The following is a 22981-nucleotide window of genomic DNA, read 5'->3' on the forward strand; positions in this document are numbered from 1 at the left end:
TCGGAGACCCAGCCCCAGATCAGCCCGCACAGCAGGCTGGCCCACCCCATGACCATGAACAGGCGCCCCGCTCCCACCTGGGTGTACCCACCCTCGGCCATCAGGCCCTTCACGAAGAACGTGACGTAGATGATGTACGAGAAGCCGTAGGCGATGTAGACGAAGCCGAGGTGCCAGACGGCGCCGGAAGCATAGACGGTGCGCCAGGTGGGGCCCGGTGCCGGCGGCGCGGCGGAGGGAGACGCTGTCGGGGGCGCGGCGACCGCCCCGGTGTCGCCAATCGGGCGCAGACCCATCGGGCCCGGGCTGTTGCGCAGCAGCAAGACCGCCAGCACGGCTACCACGAACGCGAAGGCGCCGAAGCCATACCAGCACAGGCGCCAGCCCACGCCGGGGTAGGCGGCCAGGACCAGGGGGACCGTGGGCCCGACCAGGATGAGCCCGATCGAGGAGCCGGTGACGGCGATGCCCGTGCCCAGGCCGCGGCGGCTGGGCGCGAACCAGGCGGAGAGCAGCCCCATCGCCGGCACGTTGGTCGCCCCGGTGCCCACGCCGGTGACGGCCCGCCACAGGGCCGCCGCGGCGAAGCTCTGGGCGTGCCCGGTGGCCAGCAGCCCCACTGCCACCAGGAACAGGCCGGAGGTGATGACGACCCGCGGGCCCAGGTGGGAAGCCAACGCGCCGCCGACTAAGGCCAGCACCAGGTAGGTGGTCAGGTTGGCCGTCGCCAGCAGCCCGGCCTGGGTGTTGTTCATCCCCAGCCCGGTCTGCATGGCCGGGAGGATGATGCCGTAGCCCTGGCGCGCCACCCCCATGGCGCTGACGACGGCGAGCGTCGCCACCCCCAGCAGAACCCAGCCGTAGTGCAGTCGTGTGGTCAACGGTGACCTCCCTTGGCCGACAGCCTGCACGATAGCAGAAATGGCCGCTCGGGTACAGGGCCAAAGGGCCTCAGGGGGCGCTCAGGCTGCCCTGGAACCAGGCCGGGCGTAGTGCGGCGCGGCAAGGTCAACGCCCCTCGCGACGCGAAGGACTCGCATGGCCGCGCGATTCACGCCCCACGTGGAGCAATGACATGAGATCCTCTCTCGGCCAGTTCCCCGCCGTCGCGTTGCTCAGCCTGCTCGTGCTCATGCCCGGCGCCGCCCGGGCGCAGCAGGACACCGACCGAGACGGCCTGCCCGACGCGGTCGAGGAGCAGTTGGCTACCGACCCCCAGTTCGCCGAGCCGCTGCAGGCGGTGGGCACGTTCACCCGCCCGGTCAGTGACAAGGGGGCCATGCAGTTCGCGCAGGTCCAGTTCGGCAACGCGGGCCAGCACCGGTGGCTGTGGGCCATCCACTTCCAGAAGCCTTACTCGTTCGCCAACTCCACGCTCATTCTGTACCTCGACGCTGACAACAACCCCCAGACGGGCCGCACCGGGATGGGCTGCGAGTACATGTTCTCGCACAACGAGGGTCTCGGGGGCGTGACGGCCTTCGCACCCGATGGCGGCCCCGCCGTGGGCAGCAATGCGCGCGTGGCCCTGCACGCCGGTGTGCTCTACATGTGCGTGGACTGCCCGATCAAGCAGGAGCATGGCAAGTCGGTTTTCCGCTACACCGTCCTGTCCGAGTACCGCGAGCCACACACCGGGGCCGACAGTACCGCCTGGGTGAACGCGACCGGCCCGGCCGATAGCGACAAGAAGGTGATCCTCACGATAGATCAGATCGCCTCCGATGAGCACTTCCTGACGACCGAGGGCCTGGACCTGATCTGGAAGCTGCAGGCCGACCCGGCGAACGTGTGCCTCCGCACCCCCGACGCAGAGCTGAAGAACATGCGCTACCACGATACCGAGTACCGCTGGTGGGCCGTGACCGGCGCCAATGGCAGTCTCACCGTGACGGTGCCGAAGGCCGGAACGTTCTTCCCGGCGGTCGTGGCCTACGACAGCGCCGGGGCGGAGACATACCAGGTGTTGCTCGACGGCCAACCACTCGGGCACTTCGTCGCGGCCGAAGATGACCGCCGCCAGCGCATCCACTTCCTGGACAAGCCAGTCGCCTTCAAGGGCGGGGAGAAGCTGACGGTCAAGGTCGGCAGCGTAGGACCACACATCACCGAGGATGTCATGCTGCTGGCCCAGCAGCCGCCGATCCGTGGGCGCAAGTTCGAGATCCAGCAGATCGAGAGCGGCCTCACCCGCGTCGAGGGACAGGACGTGATGCGCCTGACGTGGATCACCACCTGGCCGGCGGCGTGCAAGGTCGAGTATTGGCCCGTAGGGGCGCAATTCACTGCGCCCGGGGAGGGCGCGACGGCGGAGGGCGCGATGAATCGCGCCACTACGGAACCCGTCCCCGTGGCCAACCATCGTGTCTTCCTCTCCGGCCTCCGGCCAGGCACGAAGTACGGCTTCCGCATCCTCGCCCCGAAGCCTGACGGGACACCCGTGCAGAGCCCGGACCAGAGCTTTACCTTCCAACTCCCCAGGCCACTCGTCGGCACAGCCAAGCGCGAGCGCACGCCACTGCGGATCGAGAACCCGTACGACTTCCCGGTCAACGATGCCTGCATCTCGACGGGTGTGCCGTTTGCACAGGGCGAGCTGGGCGATCCCACACAGGTGCGCCTACTGGCCGGCGACGGCACGGAGAAGCCCGTGCAAGTGAAGCCCACCGCGTATTGGCTCGATGGCAGCATCAAGTGGCTGCTGGTGACGTTCCTGGAGAGCGCCGGGCCGAAGCAGATCGTGACCGATCAACTGGAGTACGGGTCGCAGGTCCAGCGCCAGGCGTTCGGCAGCGGCCTGGAGCTGAAGCAGGAGGGGAAGCAACTCACGGTCAACACCGGCCGCCTCCGCGTGTCCTTCGATGCGGGCAAGTCGGCGCTGCCGACGGCGGTCAGCTTCGACACCGACAGTGGCCGGGAGACGGCGACGCAACTGCCCTGGGCGACGATGAAGGACGCGTCCGGCAACCCGTTCGACACGCTGCACGCGCCGGAGCGGATCGAGATCGAGGAAGAGGGACCGATCCGGACGATCGTCAAGGTCGTCGGGCATCATCAGGATGCCGCGGGCAAGCCGTTCATGGCCTACATCATCCGCTACGTCTTCGCCAATGAGCAGACCGCGTTCCGGGTCTACTACACGTTCGGCAACGACGAGGCCAGCGACATGACCGGCTTCAAGGGGCTGACGCTGAGCCTGCCGGTCGGGCCGGACGGAAAGTGGACGACATCCGTGGACGGGCAGGTTCGGGCAGGGACGAAGCATCTGAGTGTGCGGCAGATAGATGATGGCGTCTGCAGCGTCAACGGCGAGGGCGGGGGCAGCCCGACCACCCGACGAGCCGACGGTTGGGTGGATGTCAGTGGCGCGAAGACCGGGCTGACGGTTGCCGTACGCGACTTCTGGCAGCAGTACCCCAAGGGCTTCGAGGTCTTCGAGAACCGGATCGAGGCGCGGCTTTGCCCCGAGTTCGTGTCCGGCACCTACGACCAGCGCGACATGATGGACGAGGTGAAGCTGTACTACTACCTGCGCAACGGGCAGTACACGGTGCGGCAGGGCGTGCAGAAGCAGCATGAGCTGCTCATCGCCCCGCACTCCGGGGGCGTGGCCAAGGAGCTGCGTGATGAGTTGACGGCCTTCCAGGAGCCGCTCATCGCCACGTGTACGCCGGAGCGCTACTGCGGCACGCAGGTCTTCGGGGACATCCTGCCCGCGACGGCCGGCCGCTCGGCGGAGTATGAGCGCATCTGCGAGAATGTGCACCGCGCGTACACGACCAACCGGGATACCTCGCGCAACTTCGGGATGCTCAACTTCGGCGACCAGTTCGGCGAGCGCAGGATCAACTGGGCCAACGGGGAGTACGACCACCACCATGCCTTCCTGATGCAGTACATCCGCACGGGCGACCGCAAGTGGTACTTCCTGGGCGAGAAGGCGGCCCGTCACGCGATTGACGTGGACACGTGCCACTATGGCCCGCGCCTGGGCGGGGAGTGGATCCACGCGATGGGCCACACCGGCGGCTACTACACCAAGGACCCCTTCGGCGGGCTGGGCATCTCGGGCGGGGGGTTCTCACCCAGCCATACCTGGACCGAAGGCTTCTGCGATTGGTTCGCACTCAGCGGCGACGTGACCGCCTCCGAGAACGCGGCCTTGGTGGCCGACCACTATGGCGGGGCGTACCTGAACAACTACGACTACGGCAACTGCCGCGACAACGGCTGGCACCTGCTGCTGACGATGGCCGCCTACCACGCCACGAACGACCCGTACTACTTGAACGCCGCGCGGATCATCGTGCAGCGCACGCTGGAGCGCGTGACGCCGGGCGACAAGCCGGGCACGTCCGTGGGCTGGCACCGACAGATGGTGCCGGGACACTGCCTGGACATGCCGCGCCACCGGGGCGAGGCCAACTTCATGCTCGGGGTGCTGGCGAACGGGCTGGAGGTGTACTACGGCGACCTCCCCGACCCGCGCGTGGCCGAGGCGGTCAAGGGGGGCGCCACCATGGCGGTCAAGGAGATGTGGGTGCCCGAGTGTGACGGCTTCCGCTACACCTCGTGCCCCAACATGAAGGGCTACACCGCCAACAACGACATGACGGCCGAGGTGCTCTTCTTCGCCTACCGGCTGGGTGGCGATCCGCAGTATGGGGAGATCGCCATGCGGGCGATGGCCGCGGCGTTCCGCGACGGCATCGGCTCCATCGCCCATCTGCGCTGGACGCCGCGCATCATCAACAACATGGACCTGCTGCGGCGCGAGGGGCTGTGGTTCGCGCCGACCCAGGGGTCGGTGGCCAGCCGGCCCGCCGTGCGGATCGTCCTGCGCAGTGACAAGGCCCAGAGCTTCAACATCAGCCTGACCGGGCAGAAGCCGGTGCAGTGGAGCAGCCTGGCTACCCTCGCCACGCCCGATGGCAAGACACTGCAAGCCGACGACGACGGCCTGCTGGCGTTGGAGAATGCCCCACCGGGCTACTACACCCTCACGGTCGCCGCCGTGCCGACGGCCTGGCAGATGGACACGACACTGCGGTACTGGGTCGTGGACGCAAGCCAGGGCGTCGTGCTGCAGGTGGGCAAGATGCCCTCCCTGCTGCGCTATCATGGGGGCGCTACGGCCGCGCTCACAGCCAGGCAGGGCAAGCCCACCATCGGCAAGCCGGCAACGACCGGCGGCGTCGCCAGCGTGACGGTCAGCGGCCCCGGGCAGATCGTGGCGAAGCTTGGCGGGCAGCCGTGGCTGTCGCTGGGCTGGGGGGAGTTGATGGACCCCTCCGTCCCTTTAGTGTCCATTGAGGGCCCTCGGGCGTTGCTGCCGGGGGTCCTCAGCGCGGAGTACCGCGCGCAGGTCACGGACCTGGACGATGACGCCGTGAGCTACGTCTGGGACTTCGGTGACGGGCAGACGGTGCAGGGCCAAAGCGTCCGGCACACCTTCGCCGCCATGGGCCGCCAGAGGGTCAGGGTGACTGTCACCGACAAGGCCGGTCACCGGGCCGACGCGGAGATTGGCGTCTCCCTGCCGCCCGCGGAGCTCGCCACCGCGAAGCCCGAGCAGGTCATCGCGCTGGAGGCCGAGGACTTCGCCGACCAGGGCGGGGACAAGGTGCAGGTCTTTGACCGCATCGGCAACAGCGGACGCATGATCAGCTACTGGGACGCGACCAGGGGGCACTGGCTGGAGTGGAAGCTGCCGGTGAGGACGACCGGGGACTACGTGATCTATCTACGGTACTGCTCGGGGGCGCCCCAGGCGCCGCGCCGCGCGCTGACCATTGACGGCAAGTCGCCCGGCGCGCCGTTCGATGAGATGACGCTGCCGCTGACCGGAGGCTTCTGCACCGGCGGGGACAACTGGGTGTACTACGCCGCCGGAGGCGGCCAGACCGTGCGGCTGGAGGCCGGTGAGCATCGTCTGCGCCTGACGAACCTCGGCGATGGCGTGGGACTGGATACCATTCTGTTGGTGCGCCGGTAGGCGCCTACTGCGGCTTGGTCGCCGGTACGTGCTCGCCGATGAATGCCGTCACTTCCTTGACGGCCTCGTCCTGCGGCAGCGTGTGCGTCGTCTCGTACCACACGATGCGCTTCGGCTCGCCGGCCGCGTCGAAGAGGCGTTGGGCCGCCCCGGGTGTGATGAGCGGGTCTTGCTTGCCGTTGAGCATCAGCAGTGGGTGAGGCGCAAAGGCGGCGATGTAGCGCGCCGGGTCAACGGCATCGAAGAATCCGGGCAGCAGGACGCCCAGCGAGCCCCCGAGCAGCAGCACCGCCGCGTCCACGCGGTCGTCCACGCCGCAGAGCACGCCCCCCATGATCGCTCCCATGCTCACCCCCATGTAGCCCACGCGAGACATGTCCAGGTCGTCCCGGCTGGCGCAGTAGTCCAGGCCCCGGCGCATGTCCACGACCGATTGCGCCCAGCCGCCGTTCTGGATCATGCCGATGACGAGCGCAACCATGTTGTTGCCGCCCGGCGCGCCCGCGGCGGCGCGTTCGCCGTGCGAGTGCGCGTCCATGCGCAGCGTTGCGTAGCCCCTCTTCGCTAGCTCCAGCGCCGGCAGGCGCACGTAGTCCACGTTCTTGTCCCCGCCCAGCCCGTGCTGCAGCAGGAGCAGTGGGTAGGGCTTCACGCCGGTCTTGGGGAGGCCGAGCAGCGCGGGCACGCGTTGCCCGCGCGTGCTGTCGTACAACACGTGGAGCACGGTCCAGTCAGCCGTATCCTCAGACGGCTTGACCTCGGCGTTGAGCGGCTGGCTCGCGTCGCGGTCATACAGGTGCACATCGGGAGCCGGTTGGGCCCCGGCGACGCCCGCCGCCAGCAGCACCGCAGCGAGGAAGAGAAGCGTCCTGACAGATCTCATGTGCTTGCACCCGAGCTCAACTGCGGGATGGCGCCTGCCCGGCACAACCGGCGTACGGCAGCGACAGAGGCCCTTTCGACCCGCCGGCGGGCCATTCCTGCGCCCGGCAGCGGAGGGCTGGGCGCGTGCCGGGGGGAATGGGAACGTATCACATGGAGGGTGACACCGTATGGCCCGCTGGCTCGCCGTCATGCTGCTGTTCGCCGCCTCCGCGCTCCACGCGCAGTCGCCTGCCGAGCTCGAACGGGGCTTCGCCAATCCCCCGCCCTCGGCCCGCCCCCAGACCTGGTGGCACTGGGTGGACGGCAACGTCACCCGCGAGGGGATCACGCTCGACCTGGAAGCCATGCAGCGGGTGGGCATCGGCGGAGTGGAGATCTTCAACGTGGGCTGCGGGCTGCCGCCGGGGCCGGTGCGCTTCCTGAGCGACGACTGGCGCCAACTGATCCAGCATGCCATCGGCGAGGCCGACCGCCTCGGGCTGGAGGTGTGCCTGCACAACTGCGCCGGCTGGTCGAGCAGCGGCGGCCCGTGGATCAAGCCCGAGCAGGCCATGCAGATGGTCGTGACCTCCGAGGTGCGGATCGGCGGGACGCGCAGTCAGGCGCGTGGTGGGCCGGATGGTACCCGGCCCCTCCAACTGCCCCAGCCGCCTACCCGCAAGGGCTTCTACCGCGACATCGCCGTGCTCGCCTTCCCCACCCCGCCGGCCGAGCGCGAGGCAATGGCGGACCTCAAGCCGCAGGTCACCTGCAGCATCGCCGGGCTGGACGCCTCGCGGCTGGCGGATGGGCGCGGGGACACGGCGGCGAGTCTGTCCGCCACCCAGGCGCGTCCGGCCACGGTGGACTTCGTCTTCCCGCGCCCCTACACCGTGCGGTCGCTGGTCCTGCAGGCCACGGCCGGGCGGACGCCGATGCGGGTCGAGCTATTGGCCTCGGACGACGGCGCCGCCTGGCGCAAGGTGACCCAAGTCCATATCGGCGAGACGACGTTGCTGCGCCCGCCGATCACGGCCTCCTTCGCGTCCACGACGGCACGGCAGTTCCGCCTGCAGTTGACTTCGGGCGGAGGACGCACGGCCAGTCTCAACATCACCGAGCTGCGCCTGGAGGCAGGGGCGCGTCTGGGCGACATCGGCGGCAAGGCGGGCTACACCCGGGGCGGCCCGGCAGAGCCGGCGACCGGCGACGCCCCGGCCGACGCGGTCATCGCCCGTAAGGACATCGTAGACCTGACCGACCGCCTGCAGCCCGACGGAACGCTCAACTGGAAGCCGCCGGCGGGGGACTGGACGATCATCCGCTGCGGCTACACACTCACCGGCAAGGACAACCACCCCGCGCCGCCGGAGGGCACCGGCCTGGAGTGTGACAAGCTCAGCGCCGAGGCCGCCGACGCTGCCTTCGCCGGCATGATGGGCCTGGTCATTGCCGACGCCGGGCCGCTGGCGGGCAAGGCGCTCAACCAGGCGCTGATTGACAGCTACGAGGTGGACTGCCAGAACTGGACGCCGAAGATGCGCGAGGAGTTCTCGGCGCGGCGCCAGTACGACCTCACGCCGCTGCTGCCGGTGCTGACGGGCCGGGTCGTCGACAGCGTGGACGTCTCCGAGCGCTTCCTGTGGGACTACAGGCGCACCATCGGCGACCTGTACACCGACAACTACTTCGGCCGCTTCGCCGAGCTGTGCCACAAGTCCGGCCTGAAGCTGGGGGCCGAGCCGTACGGCAACGGCAACTTCGACGACCTCGCCTGCGGCGCCAAGGCCGACATCCCCATGAGCGAGTTCTGGGTGGGCCAAGGCCGCGGTGTGTCCAACGCCAAGCTCGCCTCCTCGGCGGCGCACACCAATGGGCGGCAGGTTGTGGGGGCGGAGTCGTTCACCGCCACCGCCGAGGCCGGGCGCTGGCTGAACCACCCGGCGCAGGTCAAGTCGCTGGGCGACCTGATGGAGTGCGGCGGCGTCAACCGCTTCATCTTCCACTGCTACGCCCAGCAGCCGTGGCGCGACCTCGCCCCGGGCATGACCATGGGCCCGTGGGGCACGCACTTCAGCCGCACGAACACCTGGTGGGAGCAGTCCGTGGGCTGGATGCGCTACCTGGCGCGCTGCCAGTATGTGCTGCAGAGCGGACTGTTCGCGGCCGACCTGTGCTATCTGGTCGGCGAGAACGCCCCCAACGGCTCGCCGGGTCGGGGCGGCCTCTCCCCCGCCCCGCCAGTCGGCTATGACTACGACACCTGCAGCGCCGATGTGGTGCTCACGCGCATGAGCGTCCGCGACGGGCGGATTGTCCTGCCGGACGGGATGAGCTATCGCCTGCTGGTGCTGCCGCCACGCCGGACGATGACGCCGGAGCTGCTGCGCAAAGTGGCCGCGCTGGTCAAGGCCGGGGCGACCGTCATCGGCCCGAAGCCCTCGGCCTCGCCCAGCCTGCGCGAGTTTCCGCGGGCCGATGAGACGGTCCGCACGTTGGCCGACGAACTGTGGGGCAAGTGTGACGGCAAGGCAGTGACGGAGAACGCCTACGGCGCGGGGCGGATCATCTGGGGCCGGCCGCTGGACAAGCTGCTCGCGGAGTTGCAACTGCCACCCGACGCGGAGTTCGAGCCGGGGCAGGACATGGTCTACATCCATCGGCGGATCGGCGGCAGCGAGGCGTACTTCGTCTCCAGCCAGAGCGCCCGGCCGCAGGTCGTGCAGGCCACGTTCCGGGTCGAGGGGATGGTCCCCGAGCTATGGCGCCCGGAGACGGGGCAGGCCGAGCCCGCCCCGTTGTGGCGCAAGCTGCCGGGGCGCACACAGGTGACGTTGCAGCTCGACCCGGCCGAGGCGCTCTTCGTGGTCTTCCGGCGGCCCGCCAGCCCGGGGGATACGCTCGTGAGCATGGCGCGCGAGGCCGAGGCCGTACAGGCTGGCCCCCGCCCGACCCACAAGCTCGAGATCACCGGCGCCACCTATGGCGTGTTGAGCCAGGAGATCCCCGACTGTGTGGACGTGACAGCGCAACTGCGGGCCCTGGTGAAGAACGGCAGCCTGACCGTCGCCGCCACCAACTCGCTCGCCGGCGACCCGGCGCAGAATGTCGTCAAGCAGATGCGGGTGGACTACACGTACAACGGCGCGCCGGGGCGGAGGATCGTGGGGGAAGGGGAGACGCTGCGTCTGCCGGAGACGCCTGCCGCCCAACCAGGCGTGCTGGAGATCCGCAGCGCCCTGTATGGCGTGCTGCCCCCGGACGGTCCGCCGCCGCAGAAGCTCACCGTGGATGTGACGCAGGCGCTGGCGGCGCTGGTGAAGGACGGCACGCTGTCCGTGGTGGCCGGGAATGCGCTCGCGGGCGACCCCGCCTCGATGATCTTCAAGCAGTTGCGGGTGGAGTACACGGTGGACGGCAAGCCGCACAGCCGCACTATCGGCGAGAACCAGACGCTGGAGTTGCCCGACAGCCGTGACCTGCCGGATGAGCCCCCCGGCCCGCCCGTCGCGCGCGTCACCGTCGCGACGGACAGCGCGCTGGCGCTGACGGCCTGGGAGAACGGCCGCTATGTCGGCGCGACGGCGAGCGGCAAGCGCGTGTCGGCGGAGGTCACCGGTCTGCCCGCGCCGCAGGTCGTGCCCGGCCCGTGGGAAGTGCGCTTCCCGCCCAGGCTCGGGGCGCCCGAGCGCGTCACCTTCTCGCGCCTGGCGCCATGGACCGAGAGTGACGACCCGGGCGTGAAGTACTTTTCGGGGACGGCCACCTACGTGGGCACGTTCAACCTGCCCGCGCCCGCCCCCGACGCCTCGCGCCGCCTGCTGTTGGACTTGGGGATTGTCCGCGAGATCGCACGCGTGTCGGTCAATGGCAAGGACGTGGGCCTCCTGTGGCACAGCCCGTTCCGGGCGGACATCACGGCCGCAGCGCAGCCCGGCACGAACCGCCTGGAGATCCAGGTGACGAACCTGTGGGTCAACCGCCTGATCGGCGACGAGCAGCTCCCGCCCGAGGCGGAGTACCGTCCCGGCGGGCCGATCAAGGCGTGGCCCGACTGGGTGTACGGCAACATCCCTCGCCCCACGACCGGGAGGGTCGCCTTCCCGGCGTGGAACCACTGGGGCAAGGACGGAGCGCTGCAGGAATCGGGGCTGATCGGGCCGGTGACGCTACGCGTCGGGCAGACAGTGACCTTGAGCCTGCCCAGGGACTGACGGGGCGGTCACAGCCTTGGGACGGGACGTGGGGGGTCATGTGTCAACGCCGAAGCGGCGCCCGCGCATGTGCTCCGCGATGAGCTGGCGCACCTCGGTCTCATAGCCAGGCGCGTGCGCTTGCTCCAGTCGCACGCGGGCCTCCTCGCCGAGTTGACGGTACGCCTCCCGCATCTGGTGGCCCACATGCCGGTCCAGGTGGCGCAGCATGTCGAAGCTGACAGACTGCGCCCCCGCCTGTTCCGCGCCGTCAAGCAGGGCCGGCAGGTCACGCTCGGTGACGTACGGCAGCACCGGGGAGACGAACAACCCGGCCACGATGCCCGCCGCGCGCAGGGACCTGACGGCGGCCAGCCGGCGGGAGGGTGGGGCGGCGCCGGGCTCCAGCAGGGCTGCCATCTCGTCGCGAGGCGTCGTGATCGAGAAGGCGACCTTGAGTTGGCCTGCGGGGAACGCCTGCAACACGTCCACATCCCGCAGCACGAGGTCTGACTTGGTGAGCACGAACGCGGCTAGCTCGCCCTCGCGCTGCGCCGCCAGGGCGAGCACAGACAGGCACTGTCGCGTCAGCCCGTAGCGCGCCTCGAGGGGCTGGTAGACATCGCACGCCGTGGACAGGAAGACCTCCCGGGCGCGCTTGCGCGTCAGCTCCCGCTCCAGCACGCGCGCAATGTTCGTCTTAGCCTGCACCCAACTGCCCCACGGCTCGGTCTGCCCGCGCCAGTGTGTCAGGTAGGTCGCGTAGCAGTACACGCAGGCGTGCGTGCAGCCGCCGTACGGGTTGAGCGTATAGTGTCCGCCCGAGCCCGTCAGAGCGGACCGGCACGTGATCTCCTGGATGGCGGGGCCCATGGTATGCAGCTTTCTGCAGGTCAGCCCCGTGCAGTGACTGTCACGCCAGCCACACCACCAGCCCCTTGCCCTGGTCGGCAGTTCGCTGCACGAACCCCTTGAGCGTACCGAAGTACGACAGCAAGTACGCGAGCGCTTCCTCTCCTTCGTCCCAGATCGAGGGGTAGATGCTTTCCTCTGTCATCGTACCGGGGTCGAACCGCTGCCGCAACTGGGCCTCGGTCACCGCGGCGAGGGCTTCGGCCCAATGGCGCGCGGACAGACTGACTATCTTGTCCCCATTCCCACTACCTGGCATTGCGCCCGGCCCGTCGCTCGGGCTGCGGCGGCGATGTCGGGCACCCCCACGAGCGACTTCGCGCCAAAGAACGTCGCCGCAGGCTGAGGGGCGTCATACCGCTCGCCGGGCTTCAGCGACGTGTTCAGCTCCCGCCACACGTCGGGGTGCTGGCCGCCCTTCTCGCCGGGGTCGCGCCAGAAGTTCATGCGGAAGTCGCCCGGGGTGATGGTGAGGCAGCCCAGCGCTCCGTCGAGCTTCGTGTTGGTCCACGCCACGACCCCGGACGGCAGCTTGGTGGCCGCGATGTCGTTGGCCTGGTCGCCCCCGATGTTGGAGTGGGCGTAGTGGAAGTAGCTGGCCATCAGCCACGGCTCGGTGTCGGTGTTCTCGATCCACAGCAGGCGCGACGTGAAGCAGGGCTGGCCGGGGTACAGGGCGAGGCGGTAGCAGGCGCGGTAGTGGTGCGGGCGGGCACGCTGTGGGGCATAGGTCCCGTCCTGGCCGGCGGCGGTCTTCGTGTCCGCGCCGCCCCCCGTGGCCGCGACGATGAGGTCGGCCGTGAAGCGCACTGGGCCGTTGTGGCAGGTGATCTGCTCGGTCTTGTCGGGCGCCACCCACAACGGCTGGCTCAGTTGCTGGTGCACCAGCGCCCCCAGGCGGCCGAGCAGCAGGTCGCCCGCCGCGATGCTGGACAGCAGATCGCTGCTGCCGGCCTCGTGCTTGATCGTGAGGAGGCCATTGGTGGCTTCGAGGCCACCCTCCGTCACCTGCGTCTGGACCGCTGTCCCCGCCGGAGGTGAGGCCTTGCCGGGGTGCAGGATGAACGTGCGGCAGCCATACGGGGGCAAGGCTCCGGCCTCGAAGGTGAGTTCCGCCTGCTTGCCCTCGACGTCAACCTGGGACACGACGGCTGCCCCGCTCGCGGTCGTGATGGGGCCCGCGGTGAGGCCCGGCAGCATCTGGTTGACGCGGGCCTGCGGCAGGGGCTGTGACGACGGGTTGCTGACCACGATTGGGAGCGGACGCTGCCCGGGGGCATAGCGGCCGTTCGCCGCCGCTGCAGAGACCAGGCGGGTCGCCAGGTTGTCGCTGCGGTCGGTCTCGGCCAGTGTCCCTTCCGGATCGGCCACGGCGGCGATCAGATGCCCCGCGCCCGCGTCGGTCGGCTTGGGCACCGTCACCTTCGCTTTCGCCCCGGCGGCCAGGCTCTGCCGCGTCACCGTCGCCTTCCCATCCACCCACACGTGCAGCGCGAAGTCCGCCTTGGCTCCGCCGGTGTTCTTCAGCGTGAGGCTCCGGCCGTCGTCCGCAATGGCGACGGCGACCTCGGGGGTCTTGCCGGAGTGGATCTCGTACACGCGGGCGTTCACGCGCGTCGCCGTCTGCGTCAGCTCCGGCCACGGGCGGTCGTCCACGTCCACCAGCCCGTAGTTGCTGTCCTCGGGGAAGGTGCTGGAGATGCCCAGGGCGGGCTCATCCACCCACATGAAGTAGTTCGACCCCACCATGAAGGGGAAGCTCATCAGCGCGGTCTGGTAGATCTCGTAGCAACGCGCCTTCTCGGCCTGGGTCGCAACGCGCTGCCCGGCGCCATGCTGGCACGGCAGGCCGCTGTCATAGGCCGGGAAGCTCCATTCGGTGATCATCATGGGGCGCTGGCCGCGGGCCGCGTAGTCGGCGAAGATCTTGGGCATGTCGGTGCTGAGGCCGCGGTCGAGGTCTACGTGGCCGTAGTAGTTGACGGTGACGATGTCGCAGACCTGGCCGCACACCTCGATGACGCCCGGGGGCATGCGCCCGGCGAACCGGCACCCCAGATTGAGGTGGTGGGGGTCGTACTTCTTCATCGCCGCATTCGTGACGGTGAAGTACTTGTCCGCGATCAGGCGGATGAAGTCGAGGCGGTCCCGGTCGGCCTGCTCGGTGCTGCTGTCCAGCGCCGTGCTCTCACTGACGGCCTGCCAACTCGGAAGCTGCGTCTTCCAGGCGGCGTTGAGAGCCGCGATGGTCGGGTAGCGCGCCTGCAAGAAGGCGAGGGCCGCGGCCTTCGCCGTGTGGCCGGCGGGCTTCTTCATCGTCTCATCGAACAGCCCCCACGGCTTGCCGTTCTTGCCGTACCATTCCAGCTCGTTGTCTAGGAAGGTGCCGATGACCCACGGGTCGTCCTTGAAGGACCCGCAGTAGGACTTCGCGCGCTTGTCGCAGTAGATCGGCCACTTGGGGGAGAACACGTTGGGGAAGCCCGTCCAGTGCACCTTCGGGGCGATGTCGTCGACCCCCGCAAAGCCGCTGCCGAAGCTGGCGAACTCGCACCGTGGCAGCCCCTTGCCCTTCATGCCCTTGGACCAGCCGCAGCCCAGGGCATTGAAGTTCCACGCCTGCAGCCGGTCACGCGTGGACCGAGCCCATGCCTCCTCATCGTCGTTGTACTTCGCCACGCAGCTCTTGTGATACGGCGCGTAGCCCAGCTTCTCACACCAGTGGGCATTGTAGTTGGCGTGGTCGGTGCCGAGGGCGTAGAAGCCCTCACCCCGGGGGGTGATGAGCCACCAGCGACCATCCTGCTGCTTGAGGTGGAAGAACCCGGTGGCGGTGTCACGAACGGCAGCCATGCCCTTCACGTCGCAGGGCGCGTAGGTCACGACGGGCTTCGGCCTGGGCGGGGCTGTCTGCGTCACGTTGACCGTGAAGCGGCTGAACTCCGCGCGGAAGCCGCCACAGTCCAGGGCCGCGGTGCCGGTGTTGACCACGAGGGGATTGTCCAGCTTGAGCACAATGCGCCCGCGCAGCGTGCCGTCCAGCTCGCTGAAGGCGCCGGAGATCGTGTCGGCAGCCATCTCCAGCCGCAGCCGGTACGGGTGGTTCTTCTCCCATTCGAAGCTACGGCTCTCAACGGTGGTCAGCTTCGTTTTCGTGGCGCCGCTGGCGAGCCACTGGCCCTCGTAGGACTCCTGCAGCTCGATGTAGTGCTTCGCGCCCTGGGCGTCGGGAGACTCGACGAGGGCCAGGTGCCAGTAGTTGCGCTCATCGTCCTGGATGACGAGCCCGGCGACCTTCCAGTTGTCGCCGACCGAGGCCGTGACGGTCAGCGTGGCCTCGATGACCTGCAGACGGCCCCGCGCCGCCTTCGTGCACAGCGCCACCGACCGGCCCTTCATCTCGGCGGTGAACTTCCCGCCGGGCATGACGGTCCAGCCGAGGCCCTCGGTCTCCCAGGTCGGCGCGCCGTCGCTGTCGGGTGGGTAGGACGAGAAGTCATCCTCGAAGGACGCCTGGGCGAACACGCAGGTCGCGAGCAGCACGGCAACGAGGCAGACAGTACAGCGCATGGCGGCACCTCCTGGTATGGGTCGGACGGCGGACGGCAACGGCGTCCTCACCCCTACCCCTCTCCCTCGCTGCGCTCCGGAGAGGGCAACGTCAACGGCGTTCTCGCCCCCGGTCCCTCTCTCGCGCCCTGCTCCGCAAGGCTCTGGAGAGGGGGGAACATCCTCGGGTGTCACGATGGTGTCTCAGTAGACACACAGTGGCCGAACGAAGCTCCCCTCTCCGGAGCGTAGCGAGGGAGAGGGGTAGGGGTGAGGATGCCGTTGCCGTTCCTCCAGCTACTTGCCCACCTTCTTCAGCTTCAACGCCACGTCGGTCTTCAGCTCCGGCAGCCGCAGCAGGAGCTTGCCCTGCCGCACGGTCATCTTGTCGGTGCGGCTCAGGCTTCCCTTCCACGTCTCCCACCACTCAACAGCGTACTGCCCGTCCGGCAGACCGCTGAGCGTTACCGTCACGGGGTCCACCGGCGGGACCTGGCCCTGACCGTGGTTGAACCAGTCGCTCGTACCGTTCTGCAGCCACAGGATCGCGACGCCCGGCGCCTGCATGCCGGCGGCAATGACGTTCGGCGTCCGCCGCACCTGACAGCCGGTGAAGGTGTAGCGGTCCACCGACACCCAGTCCTTGCCGAAGTTCTCCAGCTTGATCTCATGCGGCCCGGCCGGGATGTCGAAGCTGTAGTCCTGATCGTACGTCGTCTCCCACAGCTTCCACTGCTCGCGCCAGACGCTGGACTTCCCCAGCCCCTCGCCGCAGGGCAGGTCGAGTTCCTTGACTTGCTGCCCATCCAGCCACACCCGCACCAGCCCGGAGTTCGACACGCGCCCGATGTGCATGACGAACTGCCCGGCCTGGGGGAAGGTGACATGGAAGGCCACGGGGGCCTTGAGGTCCTGATGGCCGAGGCCCTGAAGTAACTGCTGGGGGCGCTTGCCGTCGGCGAGGTTGCCGTCATCCTGCAGCGTGAAGTCCACGTCCTCGGGCTTGCCCCAGCGGCTTATGGGAAGGACGGTGGCATCGAGCGTGTCCGGCGGGCGGGTCTTGTCCTGGAACTCTACGAGGGCCTCCAGCGGCGCCCAACGGGCCGTGCCCAGCGGCAGGCCCTTGCTGAAGTTCGCGAGGGCCGTGAAGTGGAAGTACAGGTCGAGGGGGTCAATGTAGTTCTCATGCCACCACGGCATCGGTCCGCCGGCGCAGAAGCTCGTGAGCCCCGCCCACAGGGCATTGTGGAGGCCCCAGCCCTTGGGGTCCTTGTCCACGGTGCTGGCGTGGCTGCGGATGCCGAACTCGCCAAAGATGTGGGGTTTGGCGAACTCCTGCCACTGCTTGAGGCTCATCTGGCGCACCGGCTCGGCCACGTTGCCGTCGTTGTTGGTGTACAGGTGGGTCTGCACGATGTCAATGTTGGGCAGGGCCCAGTATTCCGGCGGGCCGGTGTGGCTCCAGAAGCTCGTCGTGATGAGATGGCGGTACGGGTCCATCCCATTGAGGGTGTCGCTCATCTCGCGCGTCCAGGGTAGCTTGATGGCATCGGTAGAGTCGGCCCAGCCCTCGATCTCGTTGCCGAACTCCCAGCACAGCACGCTGGGGCTGTACCCCCACCGCGCCACCTGGTAGCGCAGGCGCTTCTTGTAGTACGTCCGCGCCTGTTCGTTGGTGAAGAACTCCCCGGCCTTCTCGCACGGGCCGCCGTTCTTGACGTTGAAGGGGTTGCGGTCCCAGCCGCCCTCGCGAAAGTCCTGGTGGGTGTCCAGGCACATCATGTAGTACAGGCCGAGCTGCTTGCCCCAGTCGAGTGCCAGGTCCATCCGCGCCGCGGCGTCCTGCTTGTACCACCCCAGCTTGTCGGTCCACTCGATCCCCAGGTTGTACGAGTAGAGCCACCAGCGGTTGTAGTTCTCCCCGGCGGCGGCGAACTTGTGCATCGCGGTCTCGGCAAGCTGCCGGCTGGCATGGTAGCCGGGCAGGTTGTGTCCGATGGCGAAGAAGCCGCTGCCGTCGTCGAAGGCCAGGTAGTGTGGGTCGGCCTTGCTGACCCGCAGGAAGCCCTGGCTCTTGCCGGCCACGCAGCGGCACGTGCCCTGGCCGCCGCTGACCGTGCCCGTGCGGTCCTTGAGGCGCAGCGTCCAGGTCCACTTCCCCACCTCATTGGGTGCGAATCGCACGCGCCACACGCCGTTGCCCTCGGGGGCCATGACCTCATTCCCGTTGCGGATCTCGCGGCGCATCTGGACCATGAAGAAGCCCGGCACCGTGATCCGCTTGCCCGAGGGGGCGGTGAAGTCGGCGTCCAGGGCCACGTCGTCGGGGTCGAAGGGGTTGTCGTAGGTGGCGCCCAGGTCCACGGCCAGTTCGAGCTTCTCGAAGCGCGGGACGGTCGTCAGGTTGGGCGTGACCTGGCGGATCGCCAGCGGCTGCTGCTGGGGCTTGATCTCGCCGGGGAAGCTCGCGGGCATGGCCGCGAACCCGATGCCCAGGTCGGCGGCCACGCGCCGGCCCTCGGGGAAGTCGCCGCTCACGAGGTTCATGCGCATTACGTAGGCCCCCTTGCTGCCCTCGACGTTGACCTCATGGAAGCCGCCGGGCGTCAGGCAGAGGCTCAGCCCCTCCTGCAACTCGACCAGCAGCCGCTCGGAGGCCCCCAGCGAGGGCGCGCTCAGCTTGCCGTGCCCGGCGGGGTCGGCCCACACGCGTTCGGTCCCGTCGAAGGTCTTGCGGTCGGCGAACAGATGCAGCCACACGCCGCTAGTCAGCTTGAGCGCCGCCGACTTCTCGAACTCAAAGTGCGCGGTGACGCCCTCGGCCGAGGGTGTCGCCTTCAGCCAGTAGCGCAGTGGGGCGGAGCTCTCGCGGGCTGAGAAGGTGCCGTTCATCGTGAGGCTGCCATCGGCCTGGAGGGTCGGCCCTGCCTCGACCTTGCCGCCCTGCAGCGTCTCGTACAGGTAGGCGTCGTGCCACATGAAGGTGTGGAAGCTGAGAGTCTTCCCCCCCTGCACACCGGCCGACCAGCGCCCCTTGTCAAAGCGGACGACGCGGTTGTCTCTCTGCCAGACGAAGGCGCCGTCCTGCTCGACGAAGCCCTGGGCGAAGGCGAGTGTTGGTGCGAGGAGCAGCAGGGCGGCGAGCCGGGCGAGCATGATGGGCCTCCTGGCAGGATCGGGCTTCAGGAGGGTTCGAGGAGCCATGGCGAGGTTCCTCTGTGCGCCGGGCGCGCGGGGGTGAGTCGCGCCTCCGGCGCGCGGGGGGATGCGCATGGGGAGGTGGGTAGGGGCGCGCGGGGGTGACGGGGGCTTCCGCCCCCGCCTAGATTGAGTCGGCCCTCCGGGCCTCAACGGCAACGGCACCCCGGCCTCGACGGTGCCCGGCATGGACCGATGGCGTCGGCAGGGGCGCCCGGCATGGACCGATGGCAACGCTGGCGGTGTGCGGAGGCCGTCAGCGCTGGAGGCGCGGCTCATGCCAGGCGGGGGCGGTAGCCCCCGTCATCGCGGCGCGACCCCCTCCGTTCCCCGCCGAGAGCCCCGGAGGGGCGACTCCGCCGCCCGATTGACACCCGGCAGGCCTGCCGCTACGCTACCGTTACCGGCTTTCCGCGTCACGTCCAGCGAAGGGATGAGCCCCATGCGCCCCACCGTCGCCGTCATGGCCTCACTCATGGCCACCGCACTTGCCCTCGCCGCGGAGATCACCGGCGCCTCGGCGCCGCAGTGGCGTCCCTGCACGGGCTGGGTCACGAAGGCGCCAGCTGAGTACGGCGTCGCGGATGGAAGCGGCGCCCTCGTCTTCACGGCGCGCGGGGCGGGTACGGAGATGCCGTGGATCATCAACGTGGAGCGCGTGGGCGTCTCAGGCGATGAGCGCTACGTGCTGGTGAAGTACCGGGCGCGCGGCCTGGCGGCCGGCCCCGCGATCTACTTCCTCCACGGCGAGGAGGGTAGCTACGGTGGCCGGGCCTATGCCATGGCCGACGAGCTGAAGCCCGATGACCAGTGGCATGTGCTGGCGGTAGACCTGGCGGCCATCAACCCGCTGGAAGCGACGCACAACCTGGCCCTGAAGGTCTTCGTGGATGACAGCGGCAGCGCGCGGTTGGAGGTGCAGCGGCTGTGGTTCGACAACGCCCTGCCCCCCGAGGCGCAACTGGCGCGCGTACCGGGTCAGCGGCCGGAGGAGGTCGTGCCGGTCCCCGCGCAGGCCGACCGGTTCCTGCCGCGCACGGGCTGGACCACCGCCCCGGCCTCCGACTTCGCCGCCGAGCAGGCCGGCGAGGCGGTGGCCTTCCGCGCGGGCGGGCAGGGCCGGGGGATGCGCTGGCTCCTGGCGCTCCCCAAGACCGTGGAGCTGTCGCGCACGCCCTATCTGTCGCTGCGCTATCGGGCCGCCGGCAGCCTCGGCCACACCACGTACGCGGTCTGGCTCGGGGACCAGGAGTCCGGCAGCGGCGGGCACTCGCTGCTCGCCCTGGCCGCGTCTGACCTCAAGACGGACGGCGCCTGGCACAACGTGAGTGTCAAGCTGACCCAGACCTTCCCGGTGACCCACCTCGCGGTGGGCCTGGACTGCGAGGGCCAGGAGGCGCGACTGAGCCTGGAGGGGGTGCAGTTCAGCTCCCGCCCGCACCGCTGGCCCGTGGCGCAGATGCTGCCCTACGAGACACGCGCCGGGGCCTGGCCGCAGGGCCAGGGCGGCTTCACAACCGACCCCGCCGGCGCGACTGGCGGCGCCCCTTCGGCCTTCCTGCAGCAGCGGCTGGGGGCCAGCGATTGGTTCGCGGCGCGTGAGATCACCGTCGGCGGCGTGCCGTTCGCCGTCCCAGGAGAACCCACCGCCGTGAGGCAGACGGCGACCACCGATTTGGGCACCCTCAGTCTGAAGCTACCACCCGGCGTGCGGGAGGTCTACCTGCTGACGGCGGCCATGGCTCCGGCGACGGAACTCTTCGGCATTGACTGGCAGCATCCGCGCCCGGTCGAGCTGCTGGACGTGCCGGAGAAGACATACTTCGAGGTCCGCTATGCCGCCGGCCCGCCCGACCAGGTGCTGCCGCTGGATGCCGAGACCGGGCGCTGGGGGATGCGCCGGGGGCTGGGAGTGTGCGTCGTCCATCCCGACCCTAAGCGCCAGGCCACGGAGCTGGTGCTCCACGATGGGATGCAGACGGCTGCCTTCGCCATTGTGGGAACGACCATGCTCGTGGCGGCCCCGCGCGTGAGTGAACCGACGTGGAAGGGGCTGGCGTATGCGACGCCGCCGGGGAAGGTCCTCCCGCCGTTCCGGGGCGCCGCCAGTGATGTCAACACGGTCTACGCGAACGTGCTGCGCGCTTCCTTTGGCACGGACCACGGACTGACGCTATCGTCGCTCAGTGTGGAGGGACTGGAAGGCGCTCTTCAGTGCCAAGCGGGCCCCATCTTTGAGGTCAGCATCGGAGGGAAGGTGCTACCGGCCGAGGACTGGGTGGCCGACAAGGAGCCGATGGGTGGACCGCCCCCGGAAACTGGATGGCCGCGGTTCGTGCTGCACAACCGCGCTGCGGGCCTGGCCGCCGTGGTAGAGTGTCTGCCTGCCACAGAGGAGGGCGCGGCGCCGAGGGGCGGTCCGGCCGCGCTACGACGCGATCCGCGAGAGCTCCTGCTGCGCATGCGGCTGACCAATGAGGGCAACGCACCAGTCACGGCGACCCTCAAGTTCCCCGTCGTGCGCGGACTGCGTCTCGGCACGGCAGCGGACACCTGGTACCTGAGCGGCAAGCGCGGCGGCATCATCAACGAGGCGGACTTCACGACCCGCGATCCCCTCGGCGAGCGCCACCCGCTGCAGGTGGACGGCTTCTTCGGCCGCGGCCTGGCCCTGGCGTGCCTCACCCATGACACCGAGGCCATGCACCACTTCATCAGCCTGAGCAAGAGCGCGGAGGGCGGGGCGTGGGCGGCCGAATACGTGGAGCGCGATCTGCCCCCCGGCGCGTCGTTCGACACGACCGAAGCGGCCCTGGTGCTGCGCGAGGGCGACTGGCGCGCGATCTTCGCCGCGTACACCGACTGGCTGAAGACGTGGTTCCAGCCCGCCGCCCCGCGCAAGCCGTGGTTCGAGCGGGTCTTCGCCCTCATCAGCGGCAACGGCCACTATGGCGCCTCGCCCGACCCGAAGGTGCGGGGCAATGTCCAGCGCCTCGTGGACACGATGATGAAGCATGTCGGCGTGTGCGACTATGCGCATGTCTTTGGCTGGGGCGCCTCGAAGCAGTACGGCGACTGGGGCGATTACTCCCACTACGAGGAGGTCGGCGGCCGGGAGACCTTCCACGACAACATCGCGGCGTTGCAGCAGCAGGGGATCGCCGTGAGCCTGTATCTCGATGGCTACCTGAGCAGCGAGAAGGGGCAGATCGTCGGCGCGCACGCCCAGGAGTGGGCCATGAAGCGCGCCGATGGCTCCCCGCAGTACGTCAAGGAGTACGACTCGTACAACGAGTGCCCCTACATGGCCGGCTGGCGGCAACACCTGGCTGACACGTACGCGCGGGTCCAGCGCGACGTGCGCCCCAAGATCATGTACATTGACGAGATCGGCGCCACGGACGGCCGGTGGCTCTGTCGCGCCAAGGATCACGGCCACAACGGCTATGAGATCCCGTACGCGGGGGAGGTCGAGCTGCTCAAGGCTATCCGCGGGGCTGTCGGCCCGGACGTGGCGCTGTATACGGAGTATGCCCCGGCCGAGGTGAGCCGCCGCTATCTGGATGGCTCGATCTCCTACCAGGCGCTCTGGAGCGCCGACCAGGAAGCCCTGGCGCCGCACTTCATTGATCTGCCACGTTTCGCCTTCCCGGACTTCAAGCAGTTCCACATCATCTACTATGTCACGACCCGCGCGGGGAACTGGTGGCTGCTCAAGTACCCATTCTTCAACGGCGAAGTCTACCGCATCGGGGAGCCCAACCTGCCGAACATGGATGCCCCCTCGCAGGCCTTCCAGAAGCGCGCGGTACTGGTCCAGTGCGCCCATCGCGAGGCCTTCGCCTCACACAACGTCCGTCCGCTCGTGCCCACGGAAGTCTCCGGCGTGTTCGCCAATCTGTTCATGGGGCCGCGCGAGAACGTGTGGACGCTGTACAACGCCAACGGGCGCAGCGTGCGACAGCCCGTGCTGCGGGTCAAGCATGCGGCGGGGGCGACCTACGAGGATGCCTGGAACGGGACGAAGCTGGCGCCGCAGGTCAAGGACGGGGTGGCGGCGGTGGCGGTGGAGCTGGGGCCCAAGGCCGTGGGTTGTGTGGTGCAGAAGCTGCGGTAGGGCTGAGGTGGGCTATGCCCGCGGGTTGCGCGCGTGGGGACACGCGCGCCCACGCGATAGGGCCGCGCCTACGCGACGAGTACGGTAGTGCGGGCTTCCAGCCCGCTCGAGGCCTGTCCGTGCCGCTCTGGCGGGCTGGAAGCCCGCACTACT

At 69.1% G+C, this 22981-nt stretch carries 9 protein-coding genes; 3 read left to right on the top strand and 6 right to left on the bottom strand.

The window, feature by feature from the left end:
• A partial coding sequence (locus LLH23_07060) for an MFS transporter (protein ID MCE5238236.1) occupies positions 1 to 881 on the bottom strand: 881 nt, incomplete at its 3' end.
• A gap of 194 nt (positions 882 to 1075) precedes the next feature.
• Here LLH23_07060 and LLH23_07065 point away from each other — a divergent pair.
• Entirely contained in the window at positions 1076 to 5995 is a 4920-nt protein-coding gene (locus LLH23_07065; GenBank protein ID MCE5238237.1) for a PKD domain-containing protein, read from the top strand.
• A 4-nt stretch (positions 5996 to 5999) separates the two neighbouring features.
• On the opposite strand, the gene LLH23_07070 is transcribed toward LLH23_07065, so the two are convergent.
• Positions 6000 to 6878, bottom strand: a complete 879-nt coding sequence (locus tag LLH23_07070) for an acetylxylan esterase (GenBank protein MCE5238238.1) — start codon at positions 6876 to 6878, stop codon at positions 6000 to 6002.
• Between the two features lie 169 nt (positions 6879 to 7047).
• Here LLH23_07070 and LLH23_07075 point away from each other — a divergent pair, with 169 nt between their 5' ends.
• Positions 7048 to 11073, top strand: a complete 4026-nt coding sequence (locus LLH23_07075; protein ID MCE5238239.1) for a DUF3395 domain-containing protein — start codon at positions 7048 to 7050, stop codon at positions 11071 to 11073.
• A gap of 36 nt (positions 11074 to 11109) precedes the next feature.
• Here the strand turns inward: LLH23_07075 and LLH23_07080 are convergent, their stop codons facing one another.
• The 4 genes from LLH23_07080 to LLH23_07095 form a co-directional block, all read right to left on the bottom strand.
• Positions 11110 to 11925, bottom strand: coding sequence for a radical SAM protein (locus LLH23_07080; protein ID MCE5238240.1), 816 nt, complete (start codon positions 11923 to 11925; stop codon positions 11110 to 11112).
• A gap of 40 nt (positions 11926 to 11965) precedes the next feature.
• Positions 11966 to 12223 carry a YfbM family protein gene (locus tag LLH23_07085; GenBank protein ID MCE5238241.1) on the bottom strand — a complete coding sequence of 86 codons (258 nt, stop codon included), beginning with the start codon at positions 12221 to 12223 and terminating at the stop codon, positions 11966 to 11968.
• Entirely contained in the window at positions 12193 to 15534 is a 3342-nt protein-coding gene (locus tag LLH23_07090) for a hypothetical protein (GenBank protein MCE5238242.1), read from the bottom strand. The genes LLH23_07085 and LLH23_07090 overlap by 31 nt, the downstream gene beginning before the upstream one ends.
• 276 nt (positions 15535 to 15810) lie before the next feature.
• Complete coding sequence (locus tag LLH23_07095) at positions 15811 to 18669, bottom strand: DUF5060 domain-containing protein (GenBank protein ID MCE5238243.1); 2859 nt, start codon at positions 18667 to 18669, stop codon at positions 15811 to 15813.
• Between the two features lie 484 nt (positions 18670 to 19153).
• Here LLH23_07095 and LLH23_07100 point away from each other — a divergent pair, with 484 nt between their 5' ends.
• Positions 19154 to 22828 (top strand): DUF6259 domain-containing protein, encoded by a 3675-nt coding sequence (locus LLH23_07100; GenBank protein ID MCE5238244.1) that lies wholly within the window; start codon positions 19154 to 19156, stop codon positions 22826 to 22828.
• Positions 22829 to 22981: the final 153 nt, after the last annotated feature.

The sequence above is a fragment of the bacterium genome (assembly GCA_021372615.1).
In the GTDB taxonomy this organism is placed as follows: Bacteria; Armatimonadota; Zipacnadia; order Zipacnadales; family UBA11051; genus JAJFUB01.

Bases quoted from the DNA above. Each gene is read 5' to 3' on its own strand.
- LLH23_07075 (MCE5238239.1), top strand. From the start codon at position 7,048: ATGGCCCGCTGGCTCGCCGTCATGCTGCTGTTCGCCGCCTCCGCGCTC.
- LLH23_07070 (MCE5238238.1), bottom strand. From the start codon at position 6,878: ATGAGATCTGTCAGGACGCTTCTCTTCCTCGCTGCGGTGCTGCTGGCG.
- LLH23_07085 (MCE5238241.1), bottom strand. From the start codon at position 12,223: ATGCCAGGTAGTGGGAATGGGGACAAGATAGTCAGTCTGTCCGCGCGC.
- LLH23_07080 (MCE5238240.1), bottom strand. From the start codon at position 11,925: ATGGGCCCCGCCATCCAGGAGATCACGTGCCGGTCCGCTCTGACGGGC.
- LLH23_07065 (MCE5238237.1), top strand. From the start codon at position 1,076: ATGAGATCCTCTCTCGGCCAGTTCCCCGCCGTCGCGTTGCTCAGCCTG.
- LLH23_07095 (MCE5238243.1), bottom strand. From the start codon at position 18,669: ATGCTCGCCCGGCTCGCCGCCCTGCTGCTCCTCGCACCAACACTCGCC.
- LLH23_07100 (MCE5238244.1), top strand. From the start codon at position 19,154: ATGCGCCCCACCGTCGCCGTCATGGCCTCACTCATGGCCACCGCACTT.
- LLH23_07090 (MCE5238242.1), bottom strand. From the start codon at position 15,534: ATGCGCTGTACTGTCTGCCTCGTTGCCGTGCTGCTCGCGACCTGCGTG.